The sequence below is a fragment of the Fibrobacter succinogenes subsp. succinogenes S85 genome, assembly GCF_000146505.1.
GTDB lineage: Bacteria > Fibrobacterota > Fibrobacteria > Fibrobacterales > Fibrobacteraceae > Fibrobacter > Fibrobacter succinogenes.
Genome location: NC_017448.1, coordinates 1,348,963 through 1,371,045 on the forward strand (window position 1 = coordinate 1,348,963; position 22,083 = coordinate 1,371,045).

Consider the following 22,083-nt stretch of genomic DNA (forward strand, 5'->3'; position numbering starts at 1 on the left):
ATGAATGAAACCAATTCTCAGTCTGAAGAAATCAAGGAACCTGTGTCGGGAGGAAAGTCCGACGTCTACCGTATCCATACCAAGGACAACAGGGAAATTGTCCTCGTAGGTACCGCCCATATTTCGCAAGTTTCCAAGGACCTGGTCCATGAGACCATCGAAGCCGAATCTCCGGACACGGTCTGCGTAGAACTCGACGACGGGCGCCTCAAGTCCATCCAGGACCCCGACCGTTGGAAAAATACAGACCTGAGAGATGTCATCAAGAAAAAGCAACTGGCAACCCTCATCGCAAACCTCGTTCTGGGCTCGTATCAAAAACGTATGGGCGCACAGACAGGCGTCAAGCCCGGTTCCGAACTGAAGGAGGCGGTTGACGTTGCCAATAGCAAAAATATTCCACTGGTTCTCGCCGACCGAGACATCAAGATAACGCTCCGACGCACTTGGGCCTGCACCCCGTGGTACCGCAAGTTCAGCCTCCTCGGAGGGCTTTTTGCAAGCATCTTCGACAAGACTGAAATCAGCGAAGAAGAACTGCAAAAAATCAAGGAAAAGGACGCCCTCAATTCCATGATGCAGGAATTCGGAAAGACGTTCCCCGAAGTGAAGCAGGTGCTTATCGACGAACGCGACCAGTTCCTCGCAAGCAAGATCAAGAACGCTCCAGGCAACAAGATTGTCGCCGTCATTGGCGCAGGTCACCTGCGCGGTATCGCAAGCATCATCGAAGAAGACAAGGAACTGCCAAGCGAAGAATCCATCTCTGTCATCCCGAAGGGAACGGCCATCTGGAAGATTATCGGCTGGACCATCACGCTCGCAATTATCGCAAGCATCGTGCTTGTCGGCTATTTTGCAGGAATCGAGAAGGCCGGACAGCTGAGTCTGCAGTGGGCCATGCTTACCGGCGGTGGCGCCATGCTCGGAACAATCATCGCAGGCGGCCATCCGGTCACCATACTTGTAGCGCTGATCATGGCTCCGTTCACTGGGCTTACACCGCTTATCGGAGTCGGGTTCTTTACGGCACTCACGCAGGTCTATATGCGACCGCCTCGCGTGCAAGAAATGGAAACGCTCACCGACGACATTTGGCAAGTCAAGCGCTGGTGGAAGAACCGCGTCACACGCGTTATCCTCTGTTTCTTATGCCCGGGCATTCCGGCAATCATCGGAAAGATTCTCGCGATCTTCAAGATTTATCAAGCGTTTTAGGACCAACCGCGGGTGGCGGTCCGACGCTTTATGTTAATTTATCTTTACTGACAAATAGTCAACGCAAATTTTCGGAACCATAGGTTCCGTTGCTCCTTTTTGAAAATATTTTAATAAGAACAAATAAGGAGTACGCAATGAGTTTGAAGAAAACTTTTTCAGGGATTGCACTTGGTGCAGCCCTTCTTGGCGCAGGTATATCAAGTGCCTACGCTGCTGACGAAACACTAAGATCCCTTGCAGATAAAAACGGAATCTACATCGGCGCGATTCTGAACTCGCAATGGTTCGGCGGAGGCCTTCCTGGCAATTACGAACAGATCCACAAATCCCAATTCAACATCGTCGTTGCCGAAAACGAGATGAAGTTCGACGCCACCGAACCGCAAGAAGGGAGATTCAATTACAACAATGGCGACAAGATGGTCCGTTACGCACAGCAAAACGGAATGCGCGTCCGCGGCCACGCCCTCGCCTGGCACAGCCAAGTTCCGGGCTGGGTAAACAACTACAAGAACGATAAAAAGAAATTGCTCGCCGTTCTCAAGAACCACATCGAAAAGGTTGTCGGCCACTGGAAAGGTCAAGTCGCTGAATGGGACGTGGTGAACGAAGCCATCAGCAACAACGAACCCCAATGGCGTACAGGTTCCGTGTGGTACCAGGGTATCGGTCCGGAATTCATCGATTCCGCCTTCGTATGGGCTCACGCTGTAGACCCGGATGCAGAACTCTGCTATAACGACTACAACCTCGAACAGGGCGTCAATCCGAAAGCCAAGGCAGGATTTTTGCTAGAACAGGTGAAGCGCTGGGTCAAAAACGGCATTCCTATCCATTGCGTGGGTTCCCAAACACACGTGGAAGACACCACCACCGACAAGCACTTTATCGGTTCACCGGATAGCCTCCGCTCCCTCGCCAAGGAACTTGCAAAACTCAATGTCAAGCTGAAAATCACCGAACTCGATATCGGATTCAAGAGCGGCATCAATGTCAGCAAGAGCGACCTTGAACGTCAGGGACAAACATTCCGTCAATACCTCGACATTATCCTCGAAGAACCGAATGCGGACACGTATCTGATTTGGGGTGTTTCTGATAAATGGAGCTGGCTTGGCGGCCTGAACAGACAGAAAGGCCTTATCTACGATGACAATCTGAAGCCGAAGCCTGCATTCGATAGCATCTTGGTGAGACTCCAAACTTACGAACCTCCCAAGGATTCCGTCAAGCAGGATTCCGTTGCACAAGACTCCATCAAGAAGGATTCGACAGCCAAGGATTCTACGAAAAAGGACTCTACAGACGCCATCGCAAAAATCGCCAGCAGAACGACGATGTCCGCATACGTTGCTGGCCGCACATTGTTCGTAACGGGATTGGTTTCTAAGACCGCCGCAAAGGTCGACTTGTTCGATATGCAAGGCCGCCCCGTGTTCAGCACCAAGTGTGAAAATGGAATGGTGGACTTGAAGGATATTGCCGAAGGGCTTTACGTGGTGCAGATACGCTCAGGCAGCAACAAGATAGTGCAACGCGTGAACGTGAAGTAAAGATTGCAACAAGCGCGCTGCAAGATGTATTTCAAGATGCGCGCCGTAAATAAAAACGCCGCGACCTTTTTAAGGCCGCGGTTTTATTTTATTCAACGCATCTCACGGAGAACCCGAAATTTTTGGGTTTCATCATGTAGCTGAAGCCCATGGATTTTGAGGAGAGGTACCAGACCGAAGCTTCCCCCCCTTCGGTGCTTGAGCTCCAGAAAAACGCGAACTTATTTTCATTGCCGTAAGTGCCATCATCGAACATGTTGCCAGCGGGCATCGCACTGAATTTGAGCGTATCGTTGCCGTTAGTTTCGCCAGACCAGCCGTAATTCGCCTTGATTAAGTAACCGGCATTAAAATCACCACCAGCGGCTTTCCAAAGGCTTTCAAATTCTTCATTCGTCGGCAAATGGAAACCTGCAGGGCATGCCTTTTGCGCAGCATCCCACGTGTAGAGGCGACCGTAGACCATGCAATTATCTTCATCTTCCCTATAGCAAGTACTACCGGGCATTTTGTAGTTTAAATTGTCCGCCATCCACTTGCGACCATCAATAACGACGGTGCGATATTTTTGTTTATCGCGGGCGTCCTTGATTTCGTTTTTCTTTGCTTTGGGGGCGGCAAGAGATGCGCTAGAGGCAACAAGCGTAATGACAAGAGCTGATGATAGATAATTCATAGTATAGTTAGATAGCCCTCCCCATACGCGGATCATGCTCACATAAGTGCTAAAGCACTAAGTGATCAAAGAGCGCGGTGGCGGGCATGACAAATTTACTTTTCTACGGCGATGAGCTGGGCTTCGCCCTGACCCGGGAGCGGCTTGAAAATTTTCACATTCGTCTGCGTTGCCGGGCCACCAAAAGCCTTCATTTCACACACGAAGAGATAGTTCATGCCTGCAACCACCTGCGAAGATACGCTGAGCGGTTTCAAGTTGAGGTAAGCGTAATCCTTCGTCGCTTCGGCAAAAGCAGCGGAATCGTCAGCCGTGAGCGGGCGCTGTCCAGAATACCCACCCATGAGTATTTCATCGGTCTTGCCCGTTGCAAGGTCTGCAAAGAAGCCTTCAACTTCACGTGTTGCCGTTTCAATGCCCTTTTCTGCATTGATTCGCTTGTTAGAAATTCCGTAAGCGAGTGTCACGTTGGCGTTCGGTTCAAGAGTCTTGAGTTCTGCGGCACTCGCCTTGCGACCGCCACTGCCGTAAGTGCAGAACGGCACCACGACCTTGCCGCTCAAATCGTTAGCGTCCAAGAACGAGTAAATCGGCGGAGTGAACGTTCCAAACATAATCGGGTAACCAATGAACACCGTATCGTACTTCGCCACATCGAGTTTTGCATTCACGAGAGCGGGCCACTGTTTGGATTCACGTTCTGCACGGACCGCCGCAATCGTGCTATCATAAGTGGACGGGTACGGTTTTACAAGCGTCAGTTCAAATTCATCGGCATTGCGAGTGCTCTTGAAAATTTGCGCCAGCTTTTTCGTGGCACCCGTCTGCGAATAATAAACCACCACCGACTTTGCAGATTTTACGGCAGGTGCATTTTGCACTTCGGACTGTGCCGTTTTAGATTCAGCCTTGGGCTGTTCCTCATTGCAACCGGCAAACATCACAGATGCAGTAACAACAGACGCCATTGCAAGTGATAATTTAAGCTTTCGGGACATAGGTACCTCCAATAAAAACCTTACACACAAAAGGTAACCATTTTAATGGGCAAGAAAAAATTTCCACGCCCATTTTTGATTATTTTTTCGTCGGTGTACTGGGTCAGAAAGAGGATCCAACGATGAAAAAACATCGTATTTCAAAATTTATACTCAGTGCAGCATTTCTTGGCGCAGGCTTCATGAACGCACAAGCCGCTGACGAAACCATTCGTGAGCTCGCCAAGGAACGTGGCCGCTTTATCGGCACCATCTTGAATAGCGAATGGTTCAACGACGCAATTGAACCGGAATTCGAAGAAATTCACAAGACTCAATTCAACGTGGTCGTCGCCGAAAACGAAATGAAGTTCGACGCCACCGAGCCCAAAGAAGACGAATTCAACTTCGAAAAGGGCGACAAGATGGTCAAATACGCACAGGCAAACGGACTCCGCGTTCGTGGACACGCTCTCGCCTGGCACAGCCAAGTTGCAAACTGGGTGAACGACTATAAGGGCCAAAAAGAAAAGTTGCTCGCCGTTCTCAAGAACCACATCACCAAAGTTGTCGGCCACTGGAAAGGCAAAATCGCCGAATGGGATGTGGTGAACGAAGCCGTCAATGACGATTACAATGCCGACTGGCGTTCGACTAACTCCGTTTGGTACGAAGGCATCGGCGCAGAATTTTTGGATTCCGCATTTGTCTGGGCGCACGAAGCCGACCCGGATGCAGAACTCTGCTACAACGATTATTCCATCGAATGGGGCCTCCGCGAAGGATCCAAGGCAAGCTTTGTCGTGGAACAGATCAAGCGCTGGAAAGCAAACAACATTCCTATCACCTGCGTAGGCACACAAACCCACATCGAAATTGCACACGAAACAACTCCGCAAAACGTGCGCGCACTCGCCAAAGCACTTGCAGAACTCGGCGTGACATTGAACATTACCGAACTTGATATCGGATTCTCGAAGGGTTCAGCAGGCAAGCTCACCGAAGCGGACTACGCCAAACAAGGACACTTGTACCGCCAATTCATGGATGTGTTCCTCGAAGAACCGAACATGGGCGAATTCGTGATTTGGGGATTGACCGATGCTCACAGCTGGCTAGACGAACAGCAAGGGAAGACCGAAGGACTTCTTTACGACAAGCAATACAACCCGAAGCCCGCATACGATAGCGTCATGGCAAGTCTCAAGGCGCACCCCGCTTCCGAAGTCAAAACTCCATACCCAGAATCCGTTCTCAACCCGCCCAAAGATTGCGGGACCGGCAACTGCGACGATCCCATCGCCATCAAGACGCTCGCCAAGTTGAACAACATATCTATACACCTCGCCGGACGCACACTGTTCGTAACAGGTTTGGCTTTGAAGACGGCAACAAAGGTTGACATATTCGACATGCAAGGTCACCTTGTATTCAGCGCAAAGAACGTCAAAGGCAACATTGAGCTTTCTTCAACTCCTGAAGGATTATACGTTATTCAAATCCGTCAGGGCGTAACAAGACTTACCAAACGAATCACCATTAAGTAATGGAGATCCCCGTCAAACGAGGACTGGCGACGGGGATGACAACTCTGATAAAGGTCGCGAAAAAAAATCGCGGCTTTTTTCGTACCAAAAAAAAGATTTTTCGTTAATGTGACCTAGTCACAGTCTAAAGCCTTGTGATTATCTAAAATATAGGCGTAAAGAAGGGAAACAACCCCCAAAAGAGTTTAAACAAAACAAAAAAAGGAAAGGTAAAACAATGGCTGAATTAAACATCACTAGAGAAAACTTTGAACAAGAAGTCCTCAAATCCGACAAGCCCGTTCTGATTGATTTCTGGGCTCAATGGTGCGGCCCATGCCGCATGCTCTCGCCCACCATCTCGGAAATTGCCGAGGAATACAAGGACAAAGTCAAGGTCTGCAAGGTCAACGTCGATGAAGAGGGTGATCTCGCCGCCATGTTCCGCGTGTCTAGCATTCCGCTGCTCGTGGTCATGAAAGACGGCAAAGTCACAAATTCCGCCGTCGGCGTCCGCCCGAAAGACCAAATCGTCAAAATGATATAGTTCAATCCAACCAAGCCCGCCACCGTCTGTATGGAGCAGAGTCCGAGTGCGCGGGCATTTTTTACATAAGCATTCCAATCACAGCACACTTCCTACTGTCTACCGTCTACTTCCTACTTCTTTTTATATATTCCCTCTAAAGGGAGCGCTTTATGGTTGAACCGATTAGTCAAATTGTCAAGAAAATTCCGTTTTGGGGAAATCTTTCGCTTGAAGAAAAAGCGTTAGTTTCGCAACGCGCGATGATCAAGCACTTTAATAAAGACCAGATTGTTAGCAGCAACAGTTCCGCTTGTCTTGGGATCATCCTCATTTTGAGCGGAGGCATCCGCGTGAGCCTCATCTCGGATGAAGGTCGCGAAGTCACGCTTTACCGTGCGCACGCGAACGAATTTTGCGTTTCAACCGCCTCTTGCGTGATCCACCAGTTGACATTCGAAACAATCGTCACCGCCGAAGAAGACACTTCCGTACTCGTCATCCCCTCCTCCGTTTGCGCCAAGCTCATGGACTCCAATATTCATGTGCGTTCATTCGTTTTTGAACGCGAGACGGAACGCTATTCGCAGACGATTTGGGCCATTCAGCAGATGCTATTCAAACGTTTCGACCAACGCCTTGCCAATTACTTGATTAATTCATACGAAAGTAGCGACAAGCCCGAAGTCAAAAAGACACAAGAAGAAATCGCGCGAGACGTGAATTCCGCCCGAGAAGTGGTCGCCCGCATGCTCAAGGAATTCGCCGCCAAAGGGCTTGTTGAAATCAAGCGCGGCGCAATCGTGCTCCGCAACATCGAGGGATTAAAAAGGCTGCTATAAGGAGATTCCCGGTCATCCCCGTCAAGCGAGGACAGGCGCCGGGAATGACAAAAGAGCCGAGCGATGCAGAAACATGCTTGCATGTTTCTATATCCGAGGCGAACATGTCAAGCCACGAAGTGGAATGACATTATGAAAAACGCTTCGCCGTTAAAACAGCGAAGCGTTTTTTTACTTGTACATGTAAATCTTGCCGTTCGGGAACTTGAATTCCTTCATACCGGCGATATTTACCTGACTTACAGACTTCACATCACCACCGTAGAAAATCGTGCTGCCATGGTATTCCGGCTTGAAAGCTGCATTTTCTGTACCGTAGTAATTATCACTCGTGAAGCTGACAGAAGCGCAATTCGGAGTGTCGGTCGAGTAGTCACCGAATGCAAGGAGCACGCCGCCCGTAATTTCAAAGCCTGTGTCCGTATCGATGAGACCGCCCGCCATATTGGAGGGGCATCCATTGCCACCGCCCTGTTGGCCGCCCATACCCGGGAAACCGCCACCCATGTTCCAGCCGCCCCCACCAGGGAAACCGCCGCCCATACCGCCATTTTCATAGCTTTGACCGGTAATTTCAAGAATCAACACACCACCTGTCATCTTTGCAGAACCATTGGCATCGAGCACGTCAATCATGTTGCCCTTTGATGCGATATAGTGGTGACCGCCGCTAATCACAGCATGACCGCTAGATTCACTGAACATGGAATATCCGCCCGAATTTTCCTTAGCGCCCCCGGCAGCGTTCCAGCCATCATTTGTTGCAAATGTCGCCGTAACACCACCCTCGGCATAGATTCTGTACGCTTCCATGCCTTCGTACGCTGTAGTAATATTTACCGTGGAACCGCTCAAGTGCAAGGCGGAGTCCGCATGGATACCATCGTCCTTCGTGGAAATGGTCACGTCACCCGCGTTCATGAAGACTTTGTATTTTGTATGCAGTGCATCGTCATCGGCAGTCACATTGATGTTACCACCGTTCACATAGATGAACTTTTCAGCCACCAAGCCCTTGCCTGTAGAAGTCACCTTAACCGTTGACAGTTCCGTAGAATCGCTCACCATGACATAATGAGCAGCCTGAATGCCATCATCACCCGCTTTAATGGTAATGTTGCCACCGCGAATATCGACAATGCCCTTGCCGTCGATAAAGGACTTGCACTTGCCATCGTTACCTTCTTCGCATTCGTCACTTTCAAGGGCGTCACCCTTCTTGGCCGTGAGATTCAGCATACCGCCAGAAATCTGGAGACTACCCTTGCCCTTGATGGCGTTTTCTTCCGCTTCCACGGTGATGTTGCCGTTCTTGATTTTAAGATCGTTACTGCACTGGATGCCGTTTTTGAACTTGCCCTTGACGGTCAAAGTACCGGCACCCTTGATATTCAAATCGTCTCTCGAATAAATGGCTGCCTTTGCCGTATCCTGAGCACCATTGACCTTTACGAATAAGTGATTACCATTACCATCTTCAACCACGTTGGTCGTACCCTTGACCAAATGGAGAACCGTCTTGTCAGCATTTTTCACGAGAATCGGAGCGTTGGAGCTCTTGATAGTTGCATTGTGAAGATAGATGCCCGTGTTGCCTTCGTTTTCGGCACCCGGAGTATTCACGACCACTTGGAAATCAGAAGATTCACCGGTGACGTAGTAAGCGCCCGGGCAAGTAATCATTGCGCTTTTGTCTGCAATTTCAACGCAACCATTGTTGTTTTCGACAGTAGCCGAAGTACCCGCAAGTTTCAGGAGAATCTGCGTACCATCCAAAGTCCTTGCGTCTTCGTTGTCATTCTCGTTATCGCCAGATTCCGAGCTGCCGGGAACAGCCTTGTTAGAACTCGACGACACAACAGGGACGGCATTGCTGGAGCTAGAGGCACCGACGTTCGGCACAACGCTAGAACTCGAAACGATATTGCCAGGCATAACACTTGAACTAGAAACAATATTACCAGGCGAAACAACGCTAGAACTTGAAATCCCGATAACTGGGGCTGTATTGCTAGAGCTCCAAATTTCAACATCAATATCTAAAGCGCCGGAACTAGATTCAATTCCAAAAGCATCAGTGCTAGAAGAGGTTCCTGCGGGAGCATACGCCCCGCCATTAGGATTCATAATAGAACCGTCTTCACCACATGCCCAAAAGCTCAAAGCTGCAGATGCAGCAATCACAGGCAACTTTTTTAACATCATTGAACACTCCATTTTTTCTTAATATAAATTCCATGCTCCAAAATGGACCATTCCGCCGCCCAATTTCCGTTGAAGTCAATACAACAGGGTTTAACGATTATGATAGCCGCGACATTGACGGAATTAGCCAAATCCTATAGCCAGTTATTGGTTCTGCACAATTGCCGTCCCTTGTAAAAATTTCTAAATTGCCTCGCGCATTAGCATGTTTGGCGCATGTTGCGCCGCATTAACCGGAGGCTTTATGGCACTTCAATTCTACAACACCGCATCACGCAAGAAAGAACTGTTCACTCTTCCCGAAGGCGTTCCCGCCGTGCGTATGTACTGTTGTGGTCCGACGGTGTACCACTTTGCCCACATCGGCAACCTCCGCACTTACATTTTTGAAGATTTCCTCGTCCGCACGCTCAACTACTACGGCTACAAGGTCAATCACATCGTGAACATCACCGACGTGGGCCACCTCACAAGCGATGGCGACACCGGCGACGACAAAATGGAAAAGGGCGCAGCCCGCGAAGGCAAGTCCGTCTGGGACATCGCAAAGTTCTACACAGACGCATTCATGGCCGACTGGCACCGCCTCAACATCCAGGAACCGACTCGCTGGACGCGCGCCACGGACCACATCCAGGAACAGATTGACTTGGTGAAGACGCTCGAAGAAAAGGGCTTCACCTACCGCACCTCTGACGGCATCTACTTCGACAGCCTCAAGTTCCCGCGCTACGCCGACTTTGCCCGCCTCGACGTAGAAAACCTCCGCAAGGGTAGCCGCATTGACATGGGCGAAAAGCACAACGCTACAGACTTCGCACTCTGGAAGTTCAGCCCGACCGACAAGAAGCGCGCTATGGAATGGGACAGCCCGTGGGGCGTTGGTTTCCCGGGTTGGCACATCGAATGCTCCGCCATGGCCATGAAGTACAACGGCCCGACGCTCGACATCCACTGCGGTGGTACGGACCACATCCGCGTGCACCACACGAACGAAATTGCCCAGAGCGAATGCGCCAACGGCGTTCAGTTCAGCCGTTTCTGGATGCATGGCGAATTCCTCCGCACCGCAAGCGAAGAAAAGCTTGAAGATGGCACGACCGAACAGAAGTTCGGCAAGATGAGCAAGTCCTCGGGCGAATTCTTGACCGTCACGCTCCTCATGGAACGCGGCTTCAACCCGCTCGACTACCGCTACTTTGCACTCGGCAGCCACTACCGCAACTACCTGAACTTCACTTGGGAAGCCCTCACCGGCGCCAAGGAAGCCTTCAAGAGCTTGCACAAGAAGACGGACCCGCTGATTGGCAAGGCAACCGCGATCACCAGCGAAGCTGCCAAGGCCTTCCAGCAGGAATTCAAGGACGCTATCGGTGACGACCTCAACATGCCGCGCGCACTCGGCATCATGAACACGATGCTCAAGAGCGACATCGATGACGGCGAAAAGGCTGCACTCGTGGCTGACTTCGACAAGATCTTTGGTCTCAAGCTCGACCAGCCGCGCGAAGAATACGTGAAGAAGGGCGCAAACGACAACATCGATACCGCTAAGATCGAAGCTTTGATCGCAGCCCGCAAGGAAGCTCGCGCCAACAAGAACTGGGCCGAAAGCGACCGCATCCGTGATGAACTTGCCGCGATGAACATCGTGATCAAGGACTCTAAGGAAGGCACGACCTGGAGCGTGAAGGAATAAGCCATTTTCCTCCTCGTTGTCATATACGTTGCATTTATTGGGCTAGGTCTCCCCGACACCATTCTTGGGGCGGCTTGGCCCTTAATGCATTTAGACCTCAAAACGCCGATTTCTGCGGCGGGTATTCTTTCGATTATCGCATCGCTCGGGACAATCGTCTCTAGCCTCTGCACACCAAAATTTCTCCGGGTTTTAGGCACTGGAAAGCTTGTCGCCTACAGCATTGCACTGACCGCAATTGCCTCTGTCGGTTACGGAAATGCGGATTCGTTCAACGTCCTTTGCCTTTGGGCGATCCCGATGGGCATTGGCGCAGGCGCCGTCGACGTGGCGATGAACAACTTTGCCGCCATTTATCTTGAATCCAAGCACACGAACTGGCTGCACGCAAGCTGGGGCATCGGAGCAACGCTTGGGCCATCGCTTCTTTCGTTCTCGATTATGATCGGCAGCGGTTGGCGTGGAGCATACGAATATGTCGCCGCAAGCCTCACCGCAATTTTCGTTTTAATTCTCATTTCACTCCCGCTGTGGAAAAAAACGGAAGCGCGTGGAGGACTCTCGGAAAACGTCACTATCCCGGCGAATTCCGAGAATGCGAAAGCCGCGAGCCCCGAGAATGCGCAAAAAATGTCGCGCCCTCCGACAACAACGCAAATAATGCGCCGCACATCAGCATTCGCGAGGCGCTCCGCGTTCCGGGAATGAAGCTTTCGTTCCTCACGTTCTTCTTTTATTCGGCACTCGAAATTTCAACCAGTCTTTGGTGCGGCACCTACCTCATCGCTTGCGGATTCAAGCCCGAAATCGGAGCGTTCATCGTTTCGCTCATGTTTGCATCCGTGATGGTTGGCCGCATCATCAGCGGATTTTTCGCAATTAAGTTCACCGACCACCGACTGATTTACGCGGGCATTTTCACCGTCGCCGCAGGCTGCCTTGTGCTTTCACTCCCGCTTCCGCTATGGATGCAGCCCGTTTGCATTTGCCTGCTCGGCCTCGGTTGCGCCCCTGTTTATCCATCACTAATTCACGCCACCCCTGCGCGTTTCGGCGAATCGCTCTCCAGCCAAGCCATCAGCATCCAGCTCGCCGGTTCCTACATCGGTTCAATCTTGATGCCGCCCGCATTTGGTCTCGTTGCAGCTAAATTCACAGTCCATCTTTGGCCGATTTCACTCTCGATTTTTGTCGGATTGTTACTTTTATGCGTGTGTTTGCTGGACTACGTAACGCACAAAAAACTGAACAAGTCTTACGCCCGCGAACGCGTCATTGACATTCTCCACACGGTTTCGATGGAAACTCTCAAACGGGAACGTCGCATACAACGTCATTTACGCAATCGCCAAAAGAAACGTTAGGGGTTTATTATGGAAATAAAGCAATTTGTATTCAATCCGTTCGGAGTGAACTGCTACATCCTGAGTAACAGCAAGGGTGAAGCCATTTTAATTGACCCAAGCGTGAGCAATACCCGCGAACAAGCGGCACTCACCGATTACATCAAAAGCGAAAATCTGAAAGTCGTACGCGTTTTAAACACGCATTTGCACTTGGATCACGTTCTCGGGAACGCATTTGCGGAACGCACTTTTGGCATCAAGGCCGAAGCACACAAAGACGACACATTCCTTCTCGATGCGCAAAAAGAACAGAGCCAAATGTTCGGGCTCCCATGCAACGATCTAGCTCCCGCGTTGGGCAATTATCTGAGCGATGGCGACATCGTCGAAATTGCAGAAATCCGTCTGCAAGTGATTCACGTTGCAGGGCATTCCCCGGGCGGTCTCGCCTTCTTCTGCGAGAATCCAGGCAAAGTGAACGGACAAGATAACGTTCCACCACTCCTTTTCCCGGGCGATATCATTTTCGCGGGAAGCCGCGGTCGCAGCGACCTCTACGGCGGTGACGAATTCGCCCTCGTGAGCGGCATCAAGTCGAAGCTCCTTACGCTCCCGGCAGAAACCGTTGTATTCCCCGGCCACGGACCAAGCACAACCATTGGCAACGAGAAGATGTGGTATTAATTTAAGCCAGAAGGAGATTCCCGATTAAATCGGGAATGACAGTGAAGTAACAAATGAACAACGGGCAAGCGAGAATCGGTTGGATTGACGAATTCAAGGGATTCGTTCTTTTGCTCGTCTGCCTTTTTCACATTGAACAGAATTTCCCCAACGCGCACCTTGGAATGTGGCATTTAAGCGCACTCCGCATGTCCGCATTTTTCTTTATTTCAGGATTTCTATTCAGTACAAAACGTTTCACAAATTTTAAGAGTTACTTTACCCATAAAACGCGAGTCCTGTTAGTTCCCTATCTTTATCTTTCATTCCTATTTTTAGCCATTGACCCAGTCATTTACAATTTCGCTTTGTTCCCGAAATCGCCCACGATTATGGTCGTGAATACCATTCCCGACATCAACAACACATGGCAATACATCTATTGGAACATCGCTAAAATTTTCATCGCCGGGAAATCTTCCGTGGGCGCAGGGCCACTGTGGTTTGTGTTTACTTTATATTCAGTCAGCTTGCTTTTTTACCTGCTTCACGAGATGTCTAAAAAGCAAGTCCACCCCAAACTGTTTTTCGCCGTTATGGCAATAGAAGGGCTCCTTGGCGGTTGGCTTCTGAACGAGAATCACATTCACTTGCCGCTTGGCATTGAACGCGACCTTACCATTCTATTCTTCTTCGGATGCGGTTTTCTCTGCAAGGAACCCATCAAAAAAATCCACAACGCCATTTCTACAGGCACAATTCACACCTCGAGAAATACGGCCATCGTCGCCGCCATCGGAATCGTAAGCTTTATCGCATACGCTTTTTTGGAATCGCCGAGTCCGAATTTCAGCATCATGAACAATGACTTGGGCAAGAGCCTCCCCCAATTTGTCGCAAGTTCCATCACAGGCATTATCGGCCTCATCGCCACGTTCCTGCTCGCAAGCAAGATTCCAGACATTGCACCCATCCGCATTTTCAAGGGAATACTCCGCAACATTTCCCGCAATGCGCTCGTAATCCTCGCAGTCCACTGGTGGATTGTCCTGATTTTGAGACTCTTTTTCAGGCCGCAAATCAACCAACCCGGAATCGCCTACACCGCAATCCCGATTGTCGCCCTCGGCACCATCGCTGCCATCCCGCTTTTCCGCTGCAAGCTCTACCGCCTACTCGGCAAAGAAAAAATCAGCGTTCGAGAAAGTTTAAACATTAGGGATTAAAAAACGCGCATCTCGGAAACGACTGCGCGACAAGCAATTACAAATAGCTCTTGAACTTCGGCGCAGGTGCTTCGGCGGGCTTTTTCTTGGGCACGTAAATTTTTACGGCATACACGTTAAAGTCCGTCTCGGCAACGATATCGCCTTCTTGCAAGTCTTCGTAAACATCGATTTCTATTTCGACGCCATCGCGTGCGATGCAGCGGATGGAACGCGCCGTCAGTTCCTCGCGCAAAAGAGGAACGTCAACGACCTTCTTGTAAGTGCCGTGATGAGTCGTACCAAGAATTCGATTGCAAAGCATAGAATGAAATGTAGAAAAATAGTATACGGCTATGAGGTCGTGCTTCGCACTTTGACGCTTTCAGCGTCCGCAGCTGCACTCGATCATAAAAATATGCAAGCATATTTTTGCGATGCTCGTTTTGCATGCTTTTTGAGGTCGCTTCGCTCTGGGCTATGGGCAAACATGTTCATTCCAAGATTTTTTCTTTTACTATCTTTTTGAAGAGCTCAAAGGCGCATCGCGCCGTCCCCACAACCTCAAAGCACCGAAGGTGCGACCTCATACCTCACCACCTTTTTACTATCTTTCGTCTATCGTCTATAGCCCGCCAAAGCGGGCGTTCTATCGTCTAAATCATGGCTCGCGCACGTAAGACTATTACTCCTGATCCGTATGCAAAACCGATAGCGAAACCGCTACCGCCTTCCAAGAGCTTGCCTGGAAAACTCAAACAGTTCCAGGCGCCCACTCGTGCGGATTTTGACCTCGTGAGTCCTTACGGCGCCGCAGGCGACCAACCCAAGGCCATCGAAGAATTGACCGAAGGGTTCAAGAACGGCGAACAGTTCCAGACGCTTCTCGGCGTGACCGGTTCCGGCAAGACATTCACGATGGCAAACGTCATCAAGAATGTTGGCAAACCAACGCTCATCCTCACACACAACAAGACGCTCGCCGCCCAGCTTTACCAAGAATTCAAGTCGTTCTTCCCGAACAACGCGGTGGAATACTTCGTGAGCTACTACGACTACTTCCAGCCCGAAGCGTACATTCCACACACGGACACATTCATCGAAAAAGATGCAAGCATCAACGACGAAATTGACAAGCTCCGTCTGCGCGCAACGGCCAACCTCCTCACCCGCCGCGATGTCATCATCGTTGCCTCTGTGAGCTGCATTTACGGTTTGGGTAGCCCGAGCGAATACTTCGACTTGATGGTCCGCATCAAGAAGGGCGACATTTATGACCGCGACAAAATTCTGCGAGACCTTGTCCACATCCAGTATTCACGCAACGATTTCAGTCTCGACCGAGGTTCGTTCCGCGTCCGCGGTGACGTGATCGAAGTCCACCCGAGCTACGACGAAGACGGCCTCCGCATTGAACTTTTCGGCGACGAAGTCGACCGCCTTTACCGATTCAACATCGTCACGGGCGAAGTCATCAAGGAAGTTGAAGAACTCACCATCGCCCCCGCAAAGCACTTTGTCACCAAAGAAGAAAACCGCGCGGGCATGTTGCAACGCATCCAGAAGGAACTCACCGACCGCCTAGCCGAACTCGACAAGGAAGGCAAGGTTCTTGAATCGGCACGCCTTTCGAGCCGCACCCGCTACGACATGGAAATGTTGCGCGAAACGGGCATGTGCAACGGCATCGAAAACTACTCCCGCATCATTGAAGACCGCGCTCCAGGCACACGCCCATTCACGCTCATCGACTACTTTGGCGATGACTGGCTCTTGATGATTGACGAATCGCACGTGAGCATCCCGCAAGTGGGCGGCATGGCCGAAGGCGACAAGTCCCGCAAAACCACGCTCGTGCAATACGGATTCCGCCTCCCCTGCGCTCTCGACAACCGCCCGATGAACTTTGCCGAATTCGAGTACATGTACCCGAAGCAAGTGCTTTTTGTGAGCGCCACCCCCGGTGACTACGAACTCAAAAAGACGAACGGCGTTGTCACGGAACAAATCAACCGCCCAACCGGGCTTTTGGACCCGAAAATCGAACTGTTCCCGATCCAGGGCCAAATGGACGTGCTCCTGTACCGCATCGAAGAAGTCGTCAAAAACGGCGACCGTGTGCTAGTCACGACGCTCACCAAGAAGATGGCGCAGGACCTCACGGAATTTTTCATCGAAGCAGGCGTCCGCGCGAAGTACCTCCATAGCGACATCAAGACGCTCGAACGCCACGAGCTCATCCGCGGACTGCGTAGCGGCGAATACGACGTGCTCGTGGGCATCAACCTCTTACGCGAAGGCCTCGACCTCCCCGAAGTGAGCATGGTCGCGATTCTCGATGCCGACAAGGAAGGGTTCCTCCGCAACTACAGGAGCCTCATCCAGACGATGGGCCGCGCAAGCCGCAACGTGAACGGCACAGTGCTTTTGTTCGCGGACAATATGACAGAAAGTCTGCAAAAGGCTATCGACGAGACGAACCGCCGCCGCGGCCTCCAGGAAGAATTCAACAAGGAACACGGAATTACCCCGAAGTCCGTCACCCGCAAGATCGAAGAAGACCTGCGAATCATCGACCCCTTGGGCGATATCGGCGACGACACCACCGACAGCGAAGATGATTGGAAAGACAAACCGGGTATCCGCCCGATGGAACCGTTGCAGCCCTCTAATTATAGACGAAAGACGAAAGACGAGAGACGAAAGAAAGCAGCGGCCCCCGGCGCACCTCCCGACAAACCATCCAAAGCATCCGAGTCCAAGCTCGCCGACCTGGAACGCCAAATGAAAGAAGCGGCAGCCCGCCTTGACTTTGAAGAAGCCGCTCGAATCCGCGATATTATACGCTCGCTCGACGCGTAGTGTATAATTTTGTTTACGAATTCGTTATATTTTTCATCACACCAACTAACTCGCAACTTACTCTTTGTAATTTTATTTTTGTATTATTATAAAAAGATAAATACTTGGTACGTTTCAACCAAATTTTGTTTATTTTCACTTTAAGATTATAAAAAAAGGGTATTACAATGAGTTCTAAATTTACAGCGCCTCTTATTTTCAGTTCCGCTCTCGCTTTGGGAGCAATGGGTTTTGTCGCTTGTGGCGATGATTCCAATCCGAGCCTTCCGCCCTCGCCCACCTCTTCTTCGAGCGGCCCAATTGTCATTCCGGAACCAACTGTTGAAACGGCTATTGTTTTTACCGGCCTTAATGCAGAAGTTGGCAGCAAAAATGTCAAGTTCTATGGAACATTGTCAATTGACTTCGGTGACTCAAACACAGTTGCAGACGTAAGCGCAGCACGCTTTACCCAAGTCACTTTCAACGTCGTCAAGAAGGGTACTCTAGAGCCGCAAGGTACTGCAGCATTTGCAACACCGATTGACTTTGCAAACTCCTTTATCCAGACAGTATCGCTCTATGAAACGGGCGTCAAGTCTGACCTCGCTGAAGGCTATACCGAATGTGGTGATTTTGAACTCATCATCACAGCAGTTGTCGACGACGGCATTACAGAACCTTCCGTCTCTGTTGAAAGAATTCCGTTCACACGCCCGGCCATGTGGTGCCAGGAACCGGAAAGCTCCTCTTCTGAAGCGCCGGAAGTCACAGGCGCTCCGCTTACAGGTTTTGAAGTCGTAATCAACACCAAAGTTGAAAAGTGCATCAACATAGCCACAAAACAAGCCGCTGAAACAGGCGATATCTGTTTTGGCTATGGTGAATCGTCTAACAGATTGTATAGCGATACCGGCGTCAAGTTCGCCCTTTATGCCAACAGAGAATCCGGCAACCCTGATATATTCTATGGCAAAGTCCTCCGCCCGGAAATAGTCAAGGGCAGTGCAGAAACAACGGACTTCCTTTACAGGGAAAGTGCCTTGCAGGAAACCTATCCCAACTTCTACAGTGTCAATGACCAGTTCTTCGTAGGCATCAGGGATACATACGATCCGTACACCAACCCGAACTCCGGTTTCTACGCATTCATCGTAACGGACAAGGGTACCAAAATAGACAACGACAGCAACGTAAAAGGCATGAAGGTGTACGTTTACGCAACTGCACAGTAATTCAAAAACGAAAACCCTTTAAAAGGACCTCCCCCGTGGAGGTCTTTTTTGTTGTCATTCTTGCACACTTTTCTATATTGGCGCTCCTTCGGAGCGCATTTGGCATCTACGATGCCATGCGGCTGCATCTCGGCCATAGGCAATGTAAACATTGCCTGCGGCACTCAATTTGCACGCATTTAGTACGGCTCGGCAATGGCAAAACAACAAGTTTTTTTGACGTCTTCGACGTCAGTGGCTACGGCTCGCAAATGCAAAAACAAGTTTTTGCGCATTCTCACCTTGCACACTTTTGCCGCTGCGCTCGCCTTTGACACTCTTCGAGTGTCTTTTGCTAGGCTCAAAAGTGGGCCTGTAAACAGTCCCGTTTCACTCGCCTTACGCAAAAGTTTCTAAATTTGCCTCGTAAACATTTTTAATGGAGTAAATATGCTCAAGAAACTTTCCAACTTCCCTGGCATCAAGGGCCCGGTCGTCACCATCGTGATGGACGGTTTTGGTATCACCGATAAGGTCGAAGGCAACGCCATCAAGGCCGCCCGCACCCCGACTCTCGACAACCTCTTCAAGATGTACCCGAACGTCCTCTTGAAGGCCCACGGCCGCGCCGTCGGTATGCCGACCAACGAAGACATGGGTAACTCCGAAGTTGGCCACAATGCTATCGGTGCTGGCCAGGTGTACAACCAGGGTGCAGCCCTCGTTGCAGACGCCATCAACAGCGGCGACATATTCGATCGCGATGCTTGGAAGGAAATCTCCGGCAACGTTCGTGAAAAGAACACCGTTCTTCACTTCATCGGCCTCTTCAGCGATGGTAACGTTCACTCCAACATCGCTCACCTTAAGGCCATGGTTGCCCAGGCCAAGAAGGAAGGCGTCAAGAAGGTTCGCGTTCACATCCTCCTCGACGGTCGTGACGTTCCGGAAACCTCCGCTCTCGATTACGTCGGCCCGTTCGAAAAGTTCCTCGACGAACTCCGCTCTCCGGAATTCGACGTTTGCATCGCTTCTGGCGGTGGCCGTATGCAGATCACCATGGACCGTTACAACGCTAACTGGAAGATGGTGGAACTCGGCTGGAAGACCCACGTGCTCGGCGAAGGCCGCTACTTCGACAACGCTACGCAGGCTATTGAAACCCTCCGTGGCGAAACCAAGGCTATTGACCAGGACCTCCCGCCGTTCGTGATTGCTAAGGATGGCGCTCCGGTTGGCACCATCAACGATGGCGACTCCGTGGTGTTCTTCAACTTCCGTGGCGACCGCGCCATCGAAATCACCCGCGCCTTCGAAGAAGAATCCTTCAACGAATTTGACCGCAAGCGCTTCCCGCACGTCTGCTACGCCGGCATGCTCCAGTACGACGGCGACCTCAAGCTCCCGAACCGCTTCCTCGTTCCGCCTCCGGCAATCAAGGAAACCAGCGGCGAATGGCTCGCTGAAACGGGCGTGAAGCAGTTCGCTTGCTCCGAAACGCAGAAGTACGGCCACGTGACCTACTTCTGGAATGGTAACCGTTCCAGCAAGTTTGACGGCGAAACCTACCTCGAAATCGAATCTGACGTTGTTCCGTTCGAACAGCGCCCGTGGATGAAGGCTGCCGAAATCACCGACGCCATGATCGAAGCTTTGAAGAGCGGCAAGTACCAGACTCTCCGTTGCAACTTCCCGAACGGCGACATGGTGGGCCATACCGGTTCCTTCCGCGCCGCTACGATGGCTATCGAAGCTGTGGACATCGGCCTCGCCCGCTTGCTCCCGGTGATTGACGCTCTCGGTGGTGTTGCAATCATCACGGCTGACCACGGTAACGCCGACGAAATGTACGAAATCGACAAGAAGACCGGCATGCCGAAGGTCAACAAGGACGGCACCTTCAAGGCCAAGACAAGCCACACCCTCAACAAGGTGCCCTGCATCCTTTACGATAACGTAACGGGTGGCAAGCTCGGCCTCAAGGAAGGCGACTGGGGTCTTTCCAACATCGCAGCAACGACCGCGAACCTCCTCGGCCTCGAAAAGCACGAGGCTTGGGACGACTCGATGCTCATCATCAAGTAATGAGCTTGCGGACAAGCGCCGCGAACCATTAAAAAAGGAACCCTTCGGGGTTCCTTTTTTTGCATTTTGGCGAAGTCCGATAATGTTGAAAAAAAAAGTTTTCATTCCTTTCAAAAAAACTTATCTTTAATTCCAGAAACGATGTTGGAATGAGGAATTAAAATGAGTTTTAATTCTAGAGAGGGTTTTACCCTTATAGAGCTAATGGTCTACATAGCTCTACTTGGTGGTATAGTGCTCTTGGCGGGCCAGGCTTTTAGCGACAGCACCAAAATGCGTGTCCGTACGCAGAGCATGCTGCAAGCCAACCAGACCGCGGGTAACGTAGGCACGATCCTCAAAGAGGACATCGCACAGCTTGGCGCCAAAAGCTCAAAAGAAGCTGGCGGCGGAACCATGGACGTATTCAACACCGACCATATTCACGACGTTTACATGGATCCCGATGCTACAGAAGATGCAGACAAGGATTCATCTTCATTCACAATCGTAAAAAACGACGACGGAGACGGCAGGGACAAAATCACCATGCGCCGTCTGCGCTATTCCGATGCAGGCGCCTACCAGGCCGTCGAAGAAGTGACCTGGTTCCTTGAAGACCGCGTCCTTAAGAGATCTTGCAAAAGCACAAGCGCCCTGGTCGAAGATGCAGAATGCCCATCGGAAAACGCTAGCGTGGTTACAATCGCAGAACACGTGGACAAGTTCTCGCTCACGCCCGCGAAGCCCACTACAGAAGTGGCCTCCGTCAGCGTACTCCCCTCATCCAGCGAATCAGACAAGAACTTTAAACTGGTTTCCCGTTTTGGCGATGAAAACTTCGAGCCCGTAACGATTGCCCCCGAAGAAGGCGGCACGTCTATTAAGCTTTCGGGCTTTTCCATGAATTACAACTTTACCACTAGCGAACCGATTAGCAATCCGGACATGATCAAGGCGAACCAGGTTTTCGTTTCCAGTCTCGGAAGCAGCTTGAGTTCCTGGGGAGCCCAGTGCATCCAGGTCACCTTAAGTCCCTATATTGAATACGAAATATCCTTTTCCATGCCCTATTCCGCAACGGATGACCCCAGCAGAATGTTCTGCCCAGGCAGGGACCACATGGCTGTAGGCTTCAGGTATGCCGAGAACGGCAACAAACTCGACGGACTGAGCGATTTTCAGTTCTACCCACCAACCGTCGGCGATGAGCGCGACACGGGGCTCCGCAAGATGCGCTTTACGACAAACACGACTTATGAAAACGTCTGTCTAGGATTCACTTTCGTCAGTTTCTCTCCTGTAGCCTCTTCAGGGAACATCACCATTTCAAACGTCAGGCTCCGAAAGGTTCCAAGTTCAAACTATACGTTCACGGACGAGGCTATCGCAACAGCCGACAAGAAAAACGTAAAAGCCATCAAGCTGGAGCTATCCATCAACAAGAATGGCGAAGCCGGAGCCGAGACAGCGATTATATCAATCCCAAGCAACGGCCCAAGAGATTAAAAAAAATTGAGGAGTG

At 50.8% G+C, this 22,083-nt stretch carries 17 protein-coding genes and 1 pseudogene; 14 read left to right on the forward strand and 4 right to left on the reverse strand.

The window, feature by feature from the left end; translation table 11 throughout:
- Together FSU_RS05665 and FSU_RS05670 are read left to right on the forward strand one after the other, a co-directional pair.
- Positions 1-1,218 (forward strand): TraB/GumN family protein, encoded by a 1,218-nt coding sequence (locus FSU_RS05665; RefSeq protein ID WP_015731811.1) that lies wholly within the window; start codon positions 1-3, stop codon positions 1,216-1,218.
- Positions 1,219-1,355: 137 nt separating this feature from the next.
- Entirely contained in the window at positions 1,356-2,774 is a 1,419-nt protein-coding gene (locus FSU_RS05670) for an endo-1,4-beta-xylanase (RefSeq protein WP_015731812.1), read from the forward strand.
- Between the two features lie 88 nt (positions 2,775-2,862).
- Here FSU_RS05670 and FSU_RS05675 read toward each other — a convergent pair whose 3' ends face one another.
- The gene (locus FSU_RS05675) at positions 2,863-3,450 is read right to left on the reverse strand and encodes a fibrobacter succinogenes major paralogous domain-containing protein (protein ID WP_041260039.1); all 588 of its coding nucleotides are present in this window, start codon (positions 3,448-3,450) and stop codon (positions 2,863-2,865) included.
- Between the two features lie 95 nt (positions 3,451-3,545).
- Positions 3,546-4,448 (reverse strand): flavodoxin, encoded by a 903-nt coding sequence (locus FSU_RS05680; protein ID WP_014545520.1) that lies wholly within the window; start codon positions 4,446-4,448, stop codon positions 3,546-3,548.
- Positions 4,449-4,570: 122 nt separating this feature from the next.
- Between FSU_RS05680 and FSU_RS05685 the strand changes: the two genes are divergently transcribed.
- The 3 genes and pseudogenes from FSU_RS05685 (at position 4,571) to FSU_RS05695 (ending at position 7,321) form a co-directional block, all read left to right on the forward strand.
- Entirely contained in the window at positions 4,571-5,974 is a 1,404-nt protein-coding gene (locus FSU_RS05685) for an endo-1,4-beta-xylanase (protein WP_014545521.1), read from the forward strand.
- Positions 5,975-6,173: 199 nt separating this feature from the next.
- A pseudogene (gene trxA, locus FSU_RS05690) lies at positions 6,174-6,500 on the forward strand (thioredoxin); the annotation flags it as partial.
- A gap of 152 nt (positions 6,501-6,652) precedes the next feature.
- On the forward strand, positions 6,653-7,321 hold the full coding sequence (locus tag FSU_RS05695; RefSeq protein ID WP_014545523.1) for a Crp/Fnr family transcriptional regulator: 669 nt from the start codon (positions 6,653-6,655) through the stop codon (positions 7,319-7,321).
- 171 nt (positions 7,322-7,492) lie between these two features.
- Here the strand turns inward: FSU_RS05695 and FSU_RS05700 are convergent, their stop codons facing one another.
- Positions 7,493-9,526, reverse strand: coding sequence for a carbohydrate-binding domain-containing protein (locus FSU_RS05700; protein WP_015731815.1), 2,034 nt, complete (start codon positions 9,524-9,526; stop codon positions 7,493-7,495).
- A 244-nt stretch (positions 9,527-9,770) separates the two neighbouring features.
- Between FSU_RS05700 and cysS the strand changes: the two genes are divergently transcribed.
- From cysS to FSU_RS05725, 5 genes are read left to right on the forward strand one after another with little or no spacing between them, the layout of a single operon-like run.
- Positions 9,771-11,225, forward strand: a complete 1,455-nt coding sequence (gene cysS / locus FSU_RS05705) for a cysteine--tRNA ligase (protein WP_014545525.1) — start codon at positions 9,771-9,773, stop codon at positions 11,223-11,225.
- Positions 11,226-11,261: 36 nt separating this feature from the next.
- Positions 11,262-11,933: an MFS transporter gene (locus tag FSU_RS05710; protein ID WP_276324417.1), complete on the forward strand. Its 672-nt coding sequence runs from the start codon at positions 11,262-11,264 to the stop codon at positions 11,931-11,933.
- Positions 11,930-12,589, forward strand: coding sequence for an MFS transporter (locus FSU_RS05715; protein WP_041917828.1), 660 nt, complete (start codon positions 11,930-11,932; stop codon positions 12,587-12,589). The genes FSU_RS05710 and FSU_RS05715 overlap by 4 nt, the downstream gene beginning before the upstream one ends.
- Positions 12,590-12,598: 9 nt before the next feature.
- Positions 12,599-13,255, forward strand: a complete 657-nt coding sequence (locus FSU_RS05720) for an MBL fold metallo-hydrolase (protein ID WP_014545526.1) — start codon at positions 12,599-12,601, stop codon at positions 13,253-13,255.
- A 53-nt stretch (positions 13,256-13,308) separates the two neighbouring features.
- Entirely contained in the window at positions 13,309-14,460 is a 1,152-nt protein-coding gene (locus FSU_RS05725; protein ID WP_014545527.1) for an acyltransferase family protein, read from the forward strand.
- A gap of 37 nt (positions 14,461-14,497) precedes the next feature.
- Here FSU_RS05725 and FSU_RS05730 read toward each other — a convergent pair whose 3' ends face one another.
- Positions 14,498-14,764, reverse strand: coding sequence for a hypothetical protein (locus tag FSU_RS05730; protein ID WP_015731817.1), 267 nt, complete (start codon positions 14,762-14,764; stop codon positions 14,498-14,500).
- Between the two features lie 338 nt (positions 14,765-15,102).
- Between FSU_RS05730 and uvrB the strand changes: the two genes are divergently transcribed.
- The 4 genes from uvrB to FSU_RS05750 all read left to right on the forward strand — a co-directional run bounded on the left by uvrB (position 15,103) and on the right by FSU_RS05750 (position 22,067).
- On the forward strand, positions 15,103-17,301 hold the full coding sequence (gene uvrB / locus FSU_RS05735) for an excinuclease ABC subunit UvrB (RefSeq protein ID WP_015731818.1): 2,199 nt from the start codon (positions 15,103-15,105) through the stop codon (positions 17,299-17,301).
- Positions 17,302-17,468: 167 nt separating this feature from the next.
- A complete protein-coding gene (locus FSU_RS05740; RefSeq protein ID WP_014545529.1) occupies positions 17,469-18,515 on the forward strand; it encodes a hypothetical protein in 1,047 nt (348 codons plus the stop codon).
- A gap of 429 nt (positions 18,516-18,944) precedes the next feature.
- Positions 18,945-20,579, forward strand: a complete 1,635-nt coding sequence (gpmI, locus tag FSU_RS05745; RefSeq protein WP_014545530.1) for a 2,3-bisphosphoglycerate-independent phosphoglycerate mutase — start codon at positions 18,945-18,947, stop codon at positions 20,577-20,579.
- Positions 20,580-20,783: 204 nt separating this feature from the next.
- Entirely contained in the window at positions 20,784-22,067 is a 1,284-nt protein-coding gene (locus tag FSU_RS05750) for a PilW family protein (protein ID WP_476701403.1), read from the forward strand.
- Positions 22,068-22,083 lie beyond the last annotated feature (16 nt).

Excerpts from the sequence above, each read along its gene's own strand:
- FSU_RS05665 (WP_015731811.1), top strand. The coding sequence starts at position 1 with ATGAATGAAACCAATTCTCAGTCTGAAGAAATCAAGGAACCTGTGTCG.
- FSU_RS05670 (WP_015731812.1), top strand. The coding sequence starts at position 1,356 with ATGAGTTTGAAGAAAACTTTTTCAGGGATTGCACTTGGTGCAGCCCTT.
- FSU_RS05675 (WP_041260039.1), bottom strand. The coding sequence starts at position 3,450 with ATGAATTATCTATCATCAGCTCTTGTCATTACGCTTGTTGCCTCTAGC.
- FSU_RS05680 (WP_014545520.1), bottom strand. The coding sequence starts at position 4,448 with ATGTCCCGAAAGCTTAAATTATCACTTGCAATGGCGTCTGTTGTTACT.
- FSU_RS05685 (WP_014545521.1), top strand. The coding sequence starts at position 4,571 with ATGAAAAAACATCGTATTTCAAAATTTATACTCAGTGCAGCATTTCTT.
- FSU_RS05695 (WP_014545523.1), top strand. The coding sequence starts at position 6,653 with ATGGTTGAACCGATTAGTCAAATTGTCAAGAAAATTCCGTTTTGGGGA.
- FSU_RS05700 (WP_015731815.1), bottom strand. The coding sequence starts at position 9,526 with ATGATGTTAAAAAAGTTGCCTGTGATTGCTGCATCTGCAGCTTTGAGC.
- cysS (WP_014545525.1), top strand. The coding sequence starts at position 9,771 with ATGGCACTTCAATTCTACAACACCGCATCACGCAAGAAAGAACTGTTC.
- FSU_RS05715 (WP_041917828.1), top strand. The coding sequence starts at position 11,930 with ATGAAGCTTTCGTTCCTCACGTTCTTCTTTTATTCGGCACTCGAAATT.
- FSU_RS05720 (WP_014545526.1), top strand. The coding sequence starts at position 12,599 with ATGGAAATAAAGCAATTTGTATTCAATCCGTTCGGAGTGAACTGCTAC.
- FSU_RS05725 (WP_014545527.1), top strand. The coding sequence starts at position 13,309 with ATGAACAACGGGCAAGCGAGAATCGGTTGGATTGACGAATTCAAGGGA.
- FSU_RS05730 (WP_015731817.1), bottom strand. The coding sequence starts at position 14,764 with ATGCTTTGCAATCGAATTCTTGGTACGACTCATCACGGCACTTACAAG.
- uvrB (WP_015731818.1), top strand. The coding sequence starts at position 15,103 with ATGGCTCGCGCACGTAAGACTATTACTCCTGATCCGTATGCAAAACCG.
- FSU_RS05740 (WP_014545529.1), top strand. The coding sequence starts at position 17,469 with ATGAGTTCTAAATTTACAGCGCCTCTTATTTTCAGTTCCGCTCTCGCT.
- gpmI (WP_014545530.1), top strand. The coding sequence starts at position 18,945 with ATGCTCAAGAAACTTTCCAACTTCCCTGGCATCAAGGGCCCGGTCGTC.
- FSU_RS05750 (WP_476701403.1), top strand. The coding sequence starts at position 20,784 with ATGGTCTACATAGCTCTACTTGGTGGTATAGTGCTCTTGGCGGGCCAG.